Here is a 15,337-nt window from a genome sequence, read left to right on the forward strand (position 1 = left end):
CCACCGTCCGCACCCCCTACTACCACCACCGTGAACAACCCGCCCACTACCAGCAGTTCAACCGCGACCACGCCCGTCTCCGCGCCCCCGGCGAAGGAAGCCTCGCTGCCCAGCCGGTCGGGGTTGTCGCCGGCGGCGATGACAGGGCCGCGGCGCTGTCGGGCCCGATGCCGAGGCGTTCCAGGAGGCTGGGTGCGCAGGCCCGGACCGCCGCAGTCATCCGCCGCTGCAGCTCGGTGACCTCGGCCCGCAACTGCAGGACGCGCCGGGCGAGCAGGCGGAGCGTGAAGACCGCGGTGTCGGCCACCGGGTCGCCGCTCCGGGGGTCGGGAAGCTCCCCGCATCGGCGGACAAGCGCCGACGTCGATAGCGGCTCCAGCATCTCCCGCAACGCGGACGGCGCATTGACCAGCACCGCCTTGAGCTGGTTGAGAGCCTGGGTGCGGGCCGTGACCGCGAAGTTCTTCGCCAGCCGCAGCATCCGCAGCGCCTCCACGTGGCCGTCGCCGCTTTTGGGCCGCGCGGTCGCGGTGCCGGAAAGCGCGGCCCGGGCCGCGGACTCGGCGTCGGTCGGGCTGATTGACCTCCACAACCGACACCTGCTCAGTCGCGAGGAAGCGCGCGAGGGCGGCGCCGTAGGAGCCGGTGCGCTCCACCCCAGCCAGCCACACCGTTCCGAACTGGCAGGCCCACTCCAGCAGTTGACGGTATCCAACCGCGGTGGCAGGGAACTCGCCGGTGTCCAGCAAGACGCCCAGGTGGTCCAGTACGGCAGCGACATGCACGTCCTTGTGGGTGTCAACGCCGAGCACCACCGACCGCGGCACCGGGGCGGCCCCGCCAACTTGGAGGGAACCGATGGTAGCGGGCATGCTGGGGGCGGTCACGGTGCTCCTGTTCGACGACGTGGTGCTGATGACCAGCGCCGGTCGGTGGAGCGGTCAGGACTGTGACGGTGCCTTCTAGGCCAAGGCCCCTAATCCGTTGTGAACGTTGTTCCAGAAGGCCGCAGTTGGGCCTCTGTGTCGGCTGTCGCGCGTCAGACTTTCTGGCACAGGGGTTTGTTTGAGCCCCGTGAGCATGTAGGAGAGCCTGATGTCCCGTCCGCCGCAGTTCCCGGTGGAGCAGAAGATACGGATCGTGTTATCGGTCCTGTCCGGAGAGATGACGGCCGCTGACGCGGCCCGGAAGTACAAGACGTCGCAGACGTCGGTGGCCAAGTGGCGTGATCAGTTTCTGGAGTCCGGCAAGGCTGGTCTCGCCGCCGCGGGCAGCCGCCGCATGTCGGGCCGGGAGGAGCGGCTCGAGGCGGAGATCGAGGAGCTGAAGAGCGCGCTGGGTGAGGCGCATGTCGAGCTGCGGGTGTGGAAGAAGTCCGCCGGGGGCCGCCTGGCCCCTTCGAGGACCTCGAGGTGATCCGCACCCAGGCGGCGATGCCGACCACGAGGTTCTGTTCCCTGATCGGCATCCCGCGCCGCAGCTACTGCCGCTGGCAGGCAAGGCAACGTCAGGGTCTGCCGGCCGTGATCTGACGCTCGTTCAGATGCCGAAACAAGACCCTGAACCGCAAGCCGAGCTGCCCGCGCACCTCACTCGATATCCCCATACCAGCGGCAACGAACCCGACCAGAAGAAGCAACGCTTTGATTCTTTACGGGTTCTCCCCACCCGAGAGCGCGAGCGGCGTATGAAGGGCTTCCGCCACGTCGGTACCGCCCAGAGATTCCTCGCCGCCTTCTCCCGGATCTCACCGCACTTCCGTCCCCGCCGACACCTGATGACCGCCCCCGGCTATCGCACCGAGATGACCAACCGCTTCACCATCTGGCACCAGATCACCGGCACCACACTCATGGCCACGACCGCCTGAACCAGACACCACCCGCACCACCGGCCCACCCCAACTCACCTACTATACAAGGAACTTGACAAGCCCGTGCCGGAAGAAGCGGCTGAGCCGGTCTGGACCGCTGTCGGCCGGTACATCGCCCGCGACGGAGGCTGACACCTCACGCCGACGAGCGTTGGCCGACCACTGTGCCCCGCACGCCTGTTCTGTGGTTCGCGGCCCAGCTGCTGGGGTAGCCTGGCGACAGTGTTCGTGGCGTTCCCTCCGCGCCGCCTGCGGCGGGGCGTCACGCATACGGTCGGCCACGCCGACTGCGCACTGTCGTAGCGCCCTTCTGTTCTTCCGGACACGGCTGCGACGCGCTTGCCTCCTACGACCCCTTCCTGCAACTCTGCGTGCAGTAAGCCGGGATTCACCGCAGCAGTTGCCACGAATCAGCTGTTTGAAAGGTCGAGGTCAACGCGGGCGGGGCGTAGGACTCGACCAGATCGGCCACTTCTTCTGCGCAGCCGTAGGAGAAGCTGAAGCCGGACCCACCGTGTCCGAAGTTGTGAGTGATGTTGAAGCCGTAGTCGCGGGCCACGCACACGTTCTCCAGCCGGTAGGGGCGCAGTCCCACCGTCGGCTGGATACGCGGGTCGTCGAGGTCCAGGGGGCCGAGCCACTCCGGCAGGAACGCCCGGCACCGGTCGAACATATCTCGCGCAGGTCGGTATTCCTTACCGATGGACACGTCGTACTCGGACGGCTCCACCAAACCGCCGAGCACCACTTCATCAGTCCGCGGCACCACGAAGACCATGTCCTGCACATGGTCGCTCTTGGCCATCACGCAGGCGCGCTGGGGACCTGTCCCATCAGCGAACAGTACACGGGGAACTCGCCACAACAGCCCGCGAAGCGGCACCATGGCCGCGCCCGCGAGTTCAGCCGCGCCTATCCCGGCACAGTTGACGATCGCGTCGACGCCGAAGACGCTGCGCAGCGCCGCCTCCTGGGGGATAAGCGGACCGGTCACCCGCTGCGGCACTCCGTCGCAGCCGGGACGAACCAGTTCCACTCCAGCTGCGACGGCCGCCTGTCGCAGCCACGGGATGTACCGGGGGGTGTCGATGGCCGGCACCACTATGCGATATCCCTCGACCACACGGAATGCTGCTGGGACCTCTGACAGTTCCTCGCGGGACAGCGGCCGCAGCCTCTGGAGCTCTCCCTGCTCAGCCAGTGCGGTGAGCTCGGCGAGTTTGGTCCGCTCCACCCTGTCCGACTGCACCGGTGAGGCGAAGTAGAAGTCGGCCTCCACCATGCGCACCCCGGTATGCGGTCCCTGCGCCGCGATCCTTTCGAATTCCTGGTAGGAGGTCACGCACCAGGCCTTGGACCGGGCCACGGACAAAGGATTGCCGTGCTGGCCACAGACTGCGGGCGGGAACTCCCACAGCGCGCCGGCCACGGTGGATACCGTCTGCTCGGCCGAGTTTGCCGCCAGCAGCCGCACCCGATGCCCGCGCCGTGCCAGCACCAGCCCGGTGGTCAGCCCGCTGACACCGCCGCCGATCACCAAGACTCCCAGATTCATACCACGCACTTGCACCATCAAGCCCCCCATGGGCACCATGAACAACCAGAACAGCAAAAAATCCATCCGGCCCCGCCCACACCTAACTTGACGCGGCGTAGCCGCCGTGGGCAGGCGGAGACCTCACCAGTGCACCGCCGAGGGACGACGCCGGACAAGCCGCCAGCGCGAGCAGTCCCGGGCGTTACGGTCAAAATTGCGCACTTGTGAATCACCGTGAACACGCTGAAGATCCGGGACGACCCGGCCGTGTGACGACCCTTGGTAAAGGTGTTACGTATCCCGCTCGCAGAAATGAGTAGTTCTGAGAGACCGGAGCCCCCACCGGCCCGCGTCCGGTTTGCCCCTGATCTTCGTTCTCACAACCTCTCGCAAAACAGCTTTCGCACAAAGCCCCTCGCGATAGGTTCCGCAACATGCCAGACCCCACCGAACCAGCTGGCGACATCGAACAGTTCGACTGCCCTACCTGTGAGGTACCCGCCGGAAGCACCTGCCGCACCCGCGGCGGCAAGGCCGCCGCGAAATACCACACCCCGCGTTTCATGCTCGTCCCCCAGCTCCGCGCAGAGCTGGAGGTGAAGACCCCCGGTGAGGGTCCCCTCGTACCGTGGAGTCCGTGATACCAGGGGAAGCAGAGGTTCATGAGGTCCAAGCAACAGAAGTACGACGCCGAGTTCCGTGAAGGTGCTGTACGCATCGTGATCGAGACGGGCAAGCCGATCCCGGAGGTCGCCGAGGACCTCGGTGTGCATCCGGGGACGCTGCACAGCTGGGTCTCACGCTGGAGGAGGAACGGCTCGGCCTCCTCCGACCGGCCCGCGCCCGCCGCCCCGGGCGGCCGGCTACGGGAAGCCGAACGGGCATCGTCAACTTGAGCGAGGCCGTCTCGGGTCTGGGATGATTGCCGGGTTTGTTGACCTTCCCGAGGAGGGACTGGCAGTGGGGACCGAGGCGGCGGTGTCGTACCGGGGTTTCCGGTTCCCGGCGGAGGTCATCTCCCACGCGGTGTGGCTGTACCACCGCTTCCCGCTGTCCTTCCGCGAGGTCGAGGAACTGCTGCTCGCCCGCGGGATCATCGTCTCCCACGAGACGGTCCGGCAGTGGTGTGACAAGTTCGGACCCGAATGCGCCGCCAGGCTGCGCCGAAGGCGGCCGCAGGCCGGCGATAAATGGCACCTCGATGAGATGTTCATCAAGGTCAACGGGGTGCGGCAGTACCTGTGGCGGGCCGTGGACCAGGACGGCCATGTACTGGACATCCTGGTCCAGTCCAAGCGGGACGCGAAGGCCGCGAAGCGCTTCATGGCCAAACTGCTGAAGAAGCAGCGCCGCGTCCCGCGGGTACTGGTGACCGACAAGTGCCGCTCCTACGGGCCGGCTCACCGGCACCTGATGGGCTCGGTGGAACACCGCTCCCACAAGGGGCTGAACAACCGGGCGGAGAACTCACACCAGCCCACCCGCCAGCGCGAACGCGCCATGAAAGGCTTCCGCTCGCCCCGGTCAGCCCAGAAGTTCCTCGCCGCATTCAGCCAGATTTCTCCCCATTTCCGGCCCCGCCGTCACCTGATGACCGCACCCGCATACCGGGCCGAGATGACCAACCGCTTCACCGTCTGGGACCACATCACCGGCGTCAACGCCCTGCCCACGGCAGGCTGAACCAGGGCCGGCATCCCACCCCACCACACCCTCAACAACCCTCCAGTCCCCCATAAGTTGACGACGCCTCTGCCAATACTCAGGATGAAAGAGGTTCAGTGACATGCCTGCCGGGAACAGTGCGATGTCCCAACTGACCGAGCACAGCGGATTCTCACCGGCGTCGTCATCACCGGCGCCTTGACCATCTTCGCCCGGTAGCGTCTCTTCCCAAGGCGACGTTTCAATCTGTTACGCGCACAAGTAGCTTGCCCAGGTTTTCACCGTTGAACAACCGGTGGAGGGCGTCGGGGGCCTTTGTGATACCGCCGTTGACGATTGTCTCGTCGTAGTGGAGTTTACCTTCGTCGAGCAGCCCAGCCAGGTACGCGATCACCTCCTCGAAGCGGTGGGTCCAGTCAAGTACCATGAAGCCCTTGATTGTAGCTCGCTGCATGATCAGCTGAGCAACGTTGGTGAGGCTGCCGGTGTGCTCGCCGCCCCTATTGTAGCTGTTGTACTCGGAGATCATGCCGCATAGGGAAACGCGGGAACCGATGTTGAGCCGCATCAAAATATGGTCCATGATCAGGCCACCCACGTTCTCGAAGTCGACATCGATCCCGTCCGGTGTGGCGGCGTCGAGCTGTGCACGCCAGTCACCGGCGCGGTAGTCGATGCAGGCGTCGTAGCCCAAAACCTTGACGGCGTGTCGGCACTTCTTCTGCCCGCCAGCAATGCCGATCACCCGTCCCGCCCCCTTCTCCCTTGCGATCTGGCCTGCAATCGAGCCGACCGCACCGCAGGCGGCCGAGATGACGATCGTCTCTCCCCTCTTCAAATCGACCAAGTCGATGCCGAGATAGGCCGTAATGCCGGTGTGACCGAGGGCACCAAGGAAGGCTGATTCGGGTGCCGACAACGGAGTAGGCAAGACCGTCAGCGGCGCCTCGAGCTGCGAGTCATCGGCCACCACCAGTTCCTGCCAACCGGTGAAGCCCGCGACTGTAACTCCGACCGGCAAGTCTTCGCGCCTAGACGCAACTACTTCACCGAGGCCGAGGCCACGCATCACTGCGCCAATCGGGACCGGGGGCATATAGCTGCGCATATCGCTCATCCAGATGCGGGCGGTCGGGTCGAGCGAGAGAAGCTTGGTGCGGACCAGCGCTTGGCCGTCGGCTAGCTCAGGCACCCTCTCTTCCACCAGTTCGAGGTCACCACGGGTGAGCTGCCCAACAGGGCGGCGTCGCAACCGGTAGGCACGGTTCATACAGTTGCCAGTCATACTAGTTACCCACCTTCTTGGCTATTGATGCGGCGCTGCTGCCACCCTCTGTGCACTCAAAGACTCTGACTGAGTCTCTATCGGCCTGTGCGGTGGTGGTGATATGGCCTGGTCAGAGGTCCTGTTGATTTCGCATCCATCCAAAAGTCGACACCCTTACGAGTTGATTGAGCACGACGCCCAGTTCCCCTACAAACATGGGCATGTGACCAACTGACGCTGCGGCAGGCTTACTGTTGCTCTGCTCCCTCCGACGCACCTGCGCAACAACGAGACGTTCACCCAGCGCAATTTTGGGTGTGGGACGACAACCACCTGGCAATGGTTCACCTGGCGAACGAGCCTTCCCTAGCTCAAGACGCGTCCTGGCGGCCTGTACCAAACCCGCTGCTCCACCCGCCCATGCAGGCTGCTGACGACGATCCAGATGAGGGCGGCATTGGCCCCGCTGTCGCCGCCGATAGGTGGAGCCGGACTCTCAACAGATTCACAATTTTGCACGGCACCTCGTGTTGGGGGCGGATCTCTCTCTGCACATGGTCTACCTGGGGCGGTGTACTGGTTGTCCGGGCCTATGCGCCGACGGCAGGACCTGCACCCTGCTAGATGATCTGAGAGCGCATCTTGGCGCCCGGGGGCAGGGGGACGCGGCGCGGCGGTGCCGGTCTGTTCGCTGGCAGGTGCCGGATCCGCGCAGTCGGCATCCGCATTCCGCTCTTGTGCAGAAGGGGTGCCCCAGCACGGGACCGGCCGATGTCCAAGGATCTTCGGCGTCGAGTCAAAGATGACCCAGCTGATGCTTGGTTGAGGGTGTTGAGTCGTTGGTGGTGGCATCATGCGGGATGCGTCCGATTTCGCATCTCTTCGTTGCGGTATGAGTGGCCTTTGAGTGAGTGGACCTTCCCCACAAGGCGGGTAGTTAGGGTTTGCGGGGGAAGGGCCCGCTAGGCTCAGAGCAATGAGCTGACAAATCCTCCGTCGAGGACGAGGCTGCTTCCGGTGCACCAGGAGGACTGCTCGGAGGCGAAGAAGGCAGCGGCAGCAGCTACTTCGTCACGGGTGCCATAGCGACCCTGCTTCTGGGCGATCAGGTCGGCGAATCCACCGGATGGCAGACCAAGCGCGGCTTCGAACTTCGGTACGGCATCGGTGACGAGCCTGGTGTCGACGAATCCCGGGAGCAGCGCGTTGACGCGGATCCCATGGGGACGCAGTTCGCAAGCTGCAGTCTTGGTGAGATTGCGGACAGCCGCCTTGGACGCGGCATAGGCGGCCAGCAGGGGCGAGCCTAAGGTGGAGGTGATGGATGACATGGTGATGATCGATCCTCCTCCGGAAGCGATGATTGCCGGTGCGGCGTACCGGATCGACAAGAAGACGCCATCGATGTTGACCGAGGTGACCCTGCGCCACTCCGTGAGGGAGGTTTCCACGATCGGCTGCTGCGATCCGACGCCTGCGTTGGCCACCATGACGTGCAGGCCACCCAGTTCGGCGACGGTCCGGCCGACGAGGGCTTCGACCTGGTTCTCGTCTGTGACATCGGCCGGTATGACGATGGCTCCGTCGATGGCGTCAGCGGTCTTCTTGGCCGTCTCCGGGTCGATGTCGGACACGACGACCCGTGCGCCGTCGGCTGCGAACCTACGGGCGATCGCGGCACCGAGACCAACGCCGGATCCGGTGATCACTGCGATCTTGCCTGCCAGGGGAGCTGCCATGTTTGTTGGCTCCTTCCTTGAAAGCTCTTCAAAGGCCCAGCGAGTCTTGAAGAGTTGATCGCTGGACGCAACCTCGGTGCCCTTGCGCTAGCGGATGAAGTACCAAGGTTCACGCGTTCGTTCGGCGCATGCGCTTTCACCAACCCACCGGTTTGAGTCCGCATCAGTTGTAGCTGATCATAGGGAGGATGGGGCGCCGTCTGCCTCTCTGGCACAGTGCGGTCGGCCGGCTTCATGCGCGGCAGTGCGGAGGTGATGCTGCTGTGTTTTTGTTCCGCGATACCTCGCAGTGGAGGAGATGGCCGGTGAGCTCTTCGACATCTCTCAGCCGCCGGTCTCGCGGTACAGCAAGATGCTGCGGCTGGTGGCGCGGGACAGCTGAAACAGCTGGGCTTCGGCATCACACAGCTGTCTGTGATGAACCTGCCCTGGTGGGGGGCCTCGCTCCGTGCTGGGCGCGGAAGGCCGCTGAGCAGCTGCTTCCGCCAAGCGCCAACGCACCGGCGACAATGTCCAGGTCATCTCCGACCTTTGGGGCCTCGGAATGTGGGCCGGCCGCTTCACGGCGCCCGCCATGATTTCTACGCCTACACGGCTGCGGGCGCCCGGGCCCGTCGTCGACAGACGTCCCGGCCTCGGTGCTAAGGGTGGCCAGGTCAGCAGCCGCTGACCCCGTACAAGAAACCCGGGCACCGCCCACTCACCGAGGCGGAGAAGTAGTCTAACCGGATCCACTCCTCAATCCATTCCGCGGTCGCGCGCTGCATCGGCTACGTGGAGAACTGGAAGATTCTTTCCGAAGACTACGGAGATTTTCCTCACTCGCTTTCCTGAGGTCCCGCCGTTGCAGCCCAGCTGACGACAGGAGTCCCACTAAGCGTGCCTACCCTAGGCGATGAGAGCCTGCTGGGGATTGAGGTTGTACAACAGGCTGCTGTACCCGCTGTTGGACCGGTGCAACAGGAGACCTTACTTGAGCGTGTGAAGCAGGGGCACCGGGAGTGAATGGACCCAACACGCCAGTACCGGCCACCGCCAGCGGAAGGTTCAGAAACTTCATGGAGCAACTCCTCATAGATTGAACCGAAAGGTATCGCTGAGCATCGAGATGCTGTCCTCATCGGGTCAGAAGCACAAGAGGTGAACTGGTCTTGGCTGAAATCCGATGGCTAACCACAAGCCTTTTCAGACAACCTCGCTGGTTGCAATCAGAACCCTAAGTGCGGTGCCCTTGATACCGGCTCCACATGGGGTAACTTCTGGGGCCATCCCCTATGGTGGGCCCCGGTCAACGCGGCGATTCCCTTGACGGCCGGGGCATTTGCTCGCTTCCTCTCCACATTTGCGTAGCTGGCGCGTGCTGACGGTGATTGCGATCTTGCCCATGGCTGACGGAGGCATCAACGGTGCCCTTGGGTGGCCCACCTGGGCCGCTCTCAATAGCAGCGTGCCTACCACAATCGTCTGGTTGGCTGGCACAGCCACCATCGGCCCGGGCTTCCTGACCGCATGGGTCGTCTCCCTTGCTGTCGGCACCGACACTCAGCAACCCGACGTCCGGCGGGCTGGGGTGCCCGGCGCTGGCCTCGATCCTTCAGCGTCTGGTCGGTGGTAATTGTGTCGGCTGGGTGCCCGGTTTGTCCTCAGTGTTGGTGAAGCGGGCCGTCGCGTGACGCTGCGGGTGCGCCGGGTCCCGCTTGCCCGGGTCTGCTCTCCTTCCGTCTCGTCGGGATGGTGGCCGGCGGTCAGCTGAGGGCTGGAATTCGGTGAGGCGCTGCCAGGCCAGGGTGAACGCGTCGGCCCAGGGCCAGGTGCGGTCGAGGCGGAGCCAGCGGCGTCGGGCGTGTCGGACGAGACGGGCTGGGACGCTGAGGATGTCCAGGACGTTGCCGTTCTGGTCGACCGCCGCCACAGATAGCACATGCGCCGGCGTCGTCAAGTTGAAGGGCGGGGTGTGGTGCAGTGCGTCGCGCAGGGCGATATCCATGATGGTCATCACGCCACTCCTTCGTCGTGACGGTGGTCATCACGGTCGTCGTTCGTCATGTCGGGGGTCGCGGCGGTCGCGAAGAGCCGCGTGGGGCCATGCAGTTACAAAATCCGCGTCGCCACCCTTTTCTGGACCCGATTGCGGGCTAAGTAATTTACTGGCGTCGCCGCCTATCGTCTTCCGTTTACCTCACCGAATGGGAGATGCATGCAAGCGTCCGAAGTCAGGCGCTAGCTCCCCAGGGCCGAACAACCTGCTGTAGGAATGAGACACGATGCTGCGCTGAGTCACTCTTAAATTACACCAAGTACACCTGATTTCCAGTTACCTGTACAAGCCCGCGCTGGCCCCAATGCGTGAACGCGTTGAACGGCGCTATCAAGTTGTTGCGGGCAGTGCGTGATGATCTTGTCGCGCGTCAGACTTTGTGGCAGGGCTCGTTTCTTGCGGGTCCTGCTGTGTGAAGGAGTCTGATCGTTCATGGTGAGGCCACCGGCGTTGCCGCCGGAGGAGAAGGTCCGGATCGTGCTGTCGATCCTGGCCGGTGAGTTAGAGGGTGTCTGAAAAGCCGGTCAACGGGCTGATCTCGTGATGCGACGCAGGAGGAGCAGGGCCATGGCCAGGTAGATGACGTTCTCCGAGTTGACGCGCAGGAATTCGTAGTCCTTCGAGAGGCGGCGGCAGCGCCCGAGCCAGGCGAACGACCGCTCGACCACCCAACGGCGCGGGACTACTGCGAACATCGGCACCACGCGTGATGGTGCGTCGGCCTTGGCCCAGGTGGAGCGGAAGCCACCGTCGCGGCGCTGCACGACTTGCACGGTGATGCCGGTGGCTTCCTGAGCCCAGGCGTGGAAGTCGGCGCCGCGGTAGCCCTGGTCCGCCCAGACATGCCCGAGGCGTGGGAAGGCTTCGGCAGCCCGGGAGAACAGGACCACGGCGCCTCCGCGTCTCACTGAGCCTTTTTCAACCTGCGTGCGCGGGTCGGTAGTTGGGCTGACAACGTGCCCGCATGAGCTCGTCGAGCATGTTGCCTGGCTGCTGTACGAGCACCGCCGCGCACGCAACACCCGCTGGCGGAAGTACATCCGCGATCTGTGGAATAACGCTATTGACGGCGTTGAGGTGGATGACGGTCCCCCTCAGCTAGCGCCGGTCCCGGAGCCGACACCGCCGCCCGCCCCGGAGGGGGGCTGGGGAAGCAACGCGCCCTCAGGGGGGTGGGGCGCTTCGCAGCAGCCGCAGGATGATCCTTGGGCCACCGGAACGCCACAGAAGAAGGCCAGCAGTCAGCAGGCGTACAGCGACGAACCTCCCTTCTGAGCACGGACGACCCGGTCTGCCTGGCACCCCCGTGCGACCGGGACCGCTGTGACTACGTCCAGCGCATGGCGATGGCGGACAGCTGCTCGATCCGCCTGGATTATGTCCACCGCATGCCGATGGCGGAGAGCTGCTCCACGCGTTTCGGCGACAGCGTTGCGGCTCTGCTGCGCTGGTTCCCGATCCATGCACCGAGCCGCAGCTGTCGCTCCTCCTGGCCCTCGCCGACGATGGTCTCGATGTGTTTCCTGGGGACCTGGAGGTGTCCTTCGCGCTGGTAGTACTGCCGGGCGGCCGCGAGGTTCATGGCCCATTTGTCGGCCTGGGTCCGGCGTGGCTTCGGTTTCTCGTCGTCGGTCGCGGGTTGGATGCCGAGGATGTGTTCGCACATCCACTGCTGGACGGTGGTGAGGTTGTCCCAGCCGAGGCGGACCGATCGCACCCACCGCCCGAGGTCCTCGCCCTGGTGCACGATGTCGCCCGGCTCGGTGGGCAGCTCGCCGCCCTGTTCCAGGTGCTGTCGGGTGAGGTGGAAGGCACGTTGCCATTCCACTGGCCAGGTGGGGCACCACGAGGGGTCGATGTCCTCGAGCTGTTCGCGCCGCTCCTGCGACAAGGCGCCGGCCGCCGACTGAACCGGCAGTCCTTCGGCTCGCCGCTGCTCGATGTCGGCGGTCTTACGGGCGGCGGCCCGGGCGTTCTTCAGCCAGATGCCCACGCGGTAGCCCTGGTAGGTGGCGTTCAGCGGTGCCAGGAGATGCCCGTGTTCTGCAGCCCACCCGCGGGCTGCGGCCAGGCCTTCTTCCCAGGCGACGTCGAAGTGGCTCCAGACCATGCCCAGCTTCTCTAGCTGCGCGATGCGGTCGGCGTCCATGTCCCCGCGGGCGTAGAACCTTCGGGCGTCGGCGATCCATTGCCCCAGCGGGAAGGCGGCGAGCGAGGCCGGCCACCCCTCAGCTTCCGCCTCCTGGCCGTCCTTGGCGGGCACGCGGTACGTGAACGGCACCTTCAGGTCCCCGTGGAGCCGTTGGTACAGGGTGGCGGCTTCGATGCCGCGCCGCCAGTGCTGATGCTCAGGGTTGAGCACCCGCAGGTTGATGAACGCCGCCAGCTGCGCAGGGTCACGAGGCGTGCTGAACTTCAGTAGCTCCCGGGCCGGTACCGACAGCCGGTTGCTTCTCTCACCCTCGGCAGCCTCGCCTTCCTCGCCCCATGAGCGGCTCTGTACGCCTCTGACACGGCTGCGCGCTTGGGGCTCGGCCAGTGCCTCCACGACGCGGGCGTCGTGCGCGCGGAGAGCTTCCAAGAGCCTGGCCAGGCCAGTGAACGCCCTGCTGGTGAGCATGTTGTCCGCCGTCTCTCCGGGCCCGAGCAGGACGGGTACGACGAGTGAGGCGGTCTTGCCCTCACCGGGCTGGATGCGAAGTGCGCGGCCGACGGCTTGGACGAGGTCGGGCATGGAGCCGCGGACGTCCGCGAAGTACACGGAGTCACATCGGGACGTATCAACGCCTTCTCCGAGGACCTTCACGGATCCGAGGTAGCTTTTCTCTACGACGGTGCCGTCAGCAGCGATCCCTCGGGAGAATTCGTCCAGGACGCGGCGGCGGTGGAGGGGCTTGTGCTCGCCGCATAGCCAGTTGGCCCAGATGGTGCGCGGATACAGCTCCGGCTCGGCGGCGTGCAGCCGCTCGGCGATGTCGGGAAGACCGGCCGCGAAGGCCTCGGCTTCCTTGACGACGTGGTGGAAGACGAGCGTCTTGCGGAAGCCTTCCTCGGCTGAGGCCTTCACCAGCGCTGTCTGGAGCGCGGCGAGCCGGGCCCCGCGCACCTGCTCGGATCGTGCGTCCTCGCCCAGGAGCTGGGCGGCTTGGAGCCGGGTGTCGGTGATGTCTACGCACACCACCTGGTAGGGGGCACAGATGCCCCTGTCCACGGCCTCCGAGAGCGTCAGGGTGAAACACCTGGTGCCGAACGGTGAAGCCGGGTCGTCCTCCATCGACGCGACCAGTTCGCCCGGCACGCCCGGCCCGGAGTCCTCGTCCGGCTGCCACAACCTCGGGGTGGCGGTCATGTACAGCCGGCGGAGAGCAGGAATGCGGGTGTTGTCGTGGACGACCGCCCACGGCTTCCCGATCCGACCCGAACACCGGTGGGCTTCGTCAACGACGATCAGCGACCACCCTGGAAGGCCGGCGGCGTGTGCGCGCTCGAGCGTGCCGAGCCCGAGGGAGGCGTAGGTGGCGAACACGGTGACCTTGTCGAGCGGTCGCACCCAGTCGACCAGCTCGCCCACGTCCGTGGTGTTGGGGAAGGACGCCTCCTCGCCCCGCAGGGACGAGACCCCGATCATCGGGCCTGTGCGGCCGCCCTCGCGCCACGCGGCCTCGGTCTGGGCGAGCAGATCCAGGGAGGGGACGAGCACGAGCACGCGGCCCGCACGGAGTTCATCAGCGCTCCGGGTGGCGACGAGGGTCTTGCCTGATCCGGTCGCCATGATCACCTGAGTGCGCAGACCCCGCTCGGGCACAGTGGATCTTGCAGGAATTTCGAGGGCCCGGAGCACCGCGTCCACGGCTTCTCGCTGATGAGGACGGAGCGCCTTCACCGTCATTTCGGTCTACCCTCTCCGGTGATCCGGACGACAGCTCTCAAAACCAAAACCCAACCAACTAGCCCTCTCAGAGCTAAGGTTAGGGTCACAACATCTCCATTCACGCCCCACACGACACCGGATCCACACCCCGATGCAGGGACGCATACCACCTTCGAACGGGCCACACACCGCACACCCATGGAGCCGTCTAAGTCCAGAGTCTATCGCATCAACAAAATGAAGCAGACCCTCTAGGGAATCAACCACGGAAGCCACGGGTACTCCCCAGTCGTCACTGCCCAGCCCTCCGGGAGAGTCATGACACACAAGAGCGATAACGACCGCGGCAACCGGTTCTGCAAGGCCTGCGGCACGCCCGCCGAAGACGGGAAACTGTGCAACCACTGCGGCGCCGTCCTGGACCTCCCGGATAGTGCAGGGCTCGTCGAAGGCCAAGGCGCAGCAGTACGACGCGACTTCGAGGACCGCACCACGGGGCAGCAAGAGCAAAGCTGAGCGGAACAGTAGAGGCGAACCCCGGCCTGTTGAACGGCGTACGCGGGGGTACACGGGCCGGCATGGCATCCAAGACTGATCGCGTCATGTCCCTGCGGGCCGTGCGGCAGCTGCGCCGGGTCCGCGCCTTCTACGCGGTGGGCGCCCTGGTGTGGGCGGCATCGACGGCCTGGACGGGCTGGCAGTCTCCCGGGGGCCGGCAGATGTGGGTGTCCGTCCTCCTCCTGGCCATCTTCACCGGCCTCCTGCTCACGGCCTCCCTGTGGCTCCAGCGCCTCCAGACGGCAGGCGCGGCCGGTCCTGCGCACCACGCTGCACCACGGCGGCCGGCCGGGTCGCGTCACGCGCATGCCTGACGTACCGCTGGTGCATGGCCGGGCATCCTGGCTGTGTTCCTGGCGTCTGCGGGGGCGGTGGCCGGGCATACGGGCTTCATCCCCTTGTGAGAGGAGCTCGTGATGCTTGGCATAGTCGCGGCGGTGCTGTTCTTCGTTGCGTTTCTGATCAACGCGGCTGACATCAGTACCAATGATGCGTTCTCTTCGACGAACGTCATGTTGCTGGGGCTGACGGCTCTGGCTTTGCATGTGGCCGGAGTGGGTGCCGGCTGGGCCCGCAGACGCTGACCCCCCACCCTGCCACCCTTTGCAGCCAGCCCGGCCCGCGGCAGCGGGCCGTAATAGTCCTGCAGGCGCAGCCGGAAAGACTACCAGGCGGGGAGCGCAGCGAACCGCCGTCCCGGGCTGAAGCGAAGCGGAAGCCCTACCAGCGGGACGCGAGTCCCGCCGCTCCGGGAGCGCAGCGGACGGAGCGTCATCCTCCTTGCGCAGC

13 protein-coding genes and 3 pseudogenes are annotated in these 15,337 nt (G+C 65.4%); 9 read left to right on the plus strand and 7 right to left on the minus strand.

The window, feature by feature from the left end; translation table 11 throughout:
• Positions 1–107, plus strand: a pseudogene (locus ACZ7GZ_RS39735) (IS5/IS1182 family transposase); the annotation flags it as partial.
• Positions 108–614: 507 nt separating this feature from the next.
• On the opposite strand, the pseudogene ACZ7GZ_RS39740 reads toward ACZ7GZ_RS39735, so the two are convergent.
• Positions 615–872, minus strand: a pseudogene (locus tag ACZ7GZ_RS39740) (IS110 family transposase); the annotation flags it as partial.
• Between the two features lie 223 nt (positions 873–1,095).
• Between ACZ7GZ_RS39740 and ACZ7GZ_RS39745 the strand changes: the two are divergent.
• Together ACZ7GZ_RS39745 and ACZ7GZ_RS39750 are read left to right on the plus strand one after the other, a co-directional pair.
• On the plus strand, positions 1,096–1,416 hold the full coding sequence (locus ACZ7GZ_RS39745) for a helix-turn-helix domain-containing protein (RefSeq protein WP_471032230.1): 321 nt from the start codon (positions 1,096–1,098) through the stop codon (positions 1,414–1,416).
• 247 nt (positions 1,417–1,663) lie between these two features.
• Positions 1,664–1,870: pseudogene (locus ACZ7GZ_RS39750) on the plus strand (IS6 family transposase); the annotation flags it as partial.
• Positions 1,871–2,261: 391 nt separating this feature from the next.
• On the opposite strand, the gene ACZ7GZ_RS39755 reads toward ACZ7GZ_RS39750, so the two are convergent.
• On the minus strand, positions 2,262–3,494 hold the full coding sequence (locus ACZ7GZ_RS39755; RefSeq protein ID WP_471032232.1) for an FAD-dependent oxidoreductase: 1,233 nt from the start codon (positions 3,492–3,494) through the stop codon (positions 2,262–2,264).
• Between the two features lie 350 nt (positions 3,495–3,844).
• Here ACZ7GZ_RS39755 and ACZ7GZ_RS39760 point away from each other — a divergent pair, with 350 nt between their 5' ends.
• From ACZ7GZ_RS39760 to ACZ7GZ_RS39770, 3 genes are all read left to right on the plus strand, one after another.
• A complete protein-coding gene (locus ACZ7GZ_RS39760) occupies positions 3,845–4,051 on the plus strand; it encodes a zinc finger domain-containing protein (RefSeq protein WP_471032234.1) in 207 nt (68 codons plus the stop codon).
• Positions 4,052–4,072: 21 nt separating this feature from the next.
• Positions 4,073–4,306 carry a transposase gene (locus ACZ7GZ_RS39765; protein ID WP_471032236.1) on the plus strand — a complete coding sequence of 78 codons (234 nt, stop codon included), beginning with the start codon at positions 4,073–4,075 and terminating at the stop codon, positions 4,304–4,306.
• Between the two features lie 64 nt (positions 4,307–4,370).
• Positions 4,371–5,093 carry an IS6 family transposase gene (locus ACZ7GZ_RS39770; protein WP_471032238.1) on the plus strand — a complete coding sequence of 241 codons (723 nt, stop codon included), beginning with the start codon at positions 4,371–4,373 and terminating at the stop codon, positions 5,091–5,093.
• A 223-nt stretch (positions 5,094–5,316) separates the two neighbouring features.
• On the opposite strand, the gene ACZ7GZ_RS39775 is transcribed toward ACZ7GZ_RS39770, so the two are convergent.
• The 5 genes from ACZ7GZ_RS39775 to ACZ7GZ_RS39795 all read right to left on the minus strand — a co-directional run bounded on the left by ACZ7GZ_RS39775 (position 5,317) and on the right by ACZ7GZ_RS39795 (position 14,008).
• A complete protein-coding gene (locus tag ACZ7GZ_RS39775; protein WP_471032240.1) occupies positions 5,317–6,360 on the minus strand; it encodes an NADP-dependent oxidoreductase in 1,044 nt (347 codons plus the stop codon).
• Positions 6,361–7,310: 950 nt separating this feature from the next.
• Positions 7,311–8,081 carry a glucose 1-dehydrogenase gene (locus tag ACZ7GZ_RS39780; protein ID WP_471032242.1) on the minus strand — a complete coding sequence of 257 codons (771 nt, stop codon included), beginning with the start codon at positions 8,079–8,081 and terminating at the stop codon, positions 7,311–7,313.
• Between the two features lie 1,594 nt (positions 8,082–9,675).
• Entirely contained in the window at positions 9,676–10,077 is a 402-nt protein-coding gene (locus ACZ7GZ_RS39785; protein ID WP_471032245.1) for a hypothetical protein, read from the minus strand.
• 566 nt (positions 10,078–10,643) lie between these two features.
• Positions 10,644–11,009, minus strand: a complete 366-nt coding sequence (locus ACZ7GZ_RS39790) for a transposase (protein WP_471032247.1) — start codon at positions 11,007–11,009, stop codon at positions 10,644–10,646.
• A gap of 485 nt (positions 11,010–11,494) precedes the next feature.
• Complete coding sequence (locus tag ACZ7GZ_RS39795) at positions 11,495–14,008, minus strand: helicase associated domain-containing protein (protein WP_471032250.1); 2,514 nt, start codon at positions 14,006–14,008, stop codon at positions 11,495–11,497.
• A gap of 300 nt (positions 14,009–14,308) precedes the next feature.
• Here ACZ7GZ_RS39795 and ACZ7GZ_RS39800 point away from each other — a divergent pair, with 300 nt between their 5' ends.
• The 3 genes from ACZ7GZ_RS39800 (at position 14,309) to ACZ7GZ_RS39810 (ending at position 15,132) form a co-directional block, all read left to right on the plus strand.
• Positions 14,309–14,506, plus strand: a complete 198-nt coding sequence (locus ACZ7GZ_RS39800) for a hypothetical protein (RefSeq protein WP_471032253.1) — start codon at positions 14,309–14,311, stop codon at positions 14,504–14,506.
• Between the two features lie 62 nt (positions 14,507–14,568).
• Positions 14,569–14,862, plus strand: coding sequence for a hypothetical protein (locus ACZ7GZ_RS39805; protein WP_471032254.1), 294 nt, complete (start codon positions 14,569–14,571; stop codon positions 14,860–14,862).
• Positions 14,863–14,964: 102 nt separating this feature from the next.
• Positions 14,965–15,132: a hypothetical protein gene (locus ACZ7GZ_RS39810; RefSeq protein ID WP_362165654.1), complete on the plus strand. Its 168-nt coding sequence runs from the start codon at positions 14,965–14,967 to the stop codon at positions 15,130–15,132.
• Positions 15,133–15,337: the final 205 nt, after the last annotated feature.

This window comes from Streptomyces sp. NPDC037288 (genome assembly GCF_055603265.1).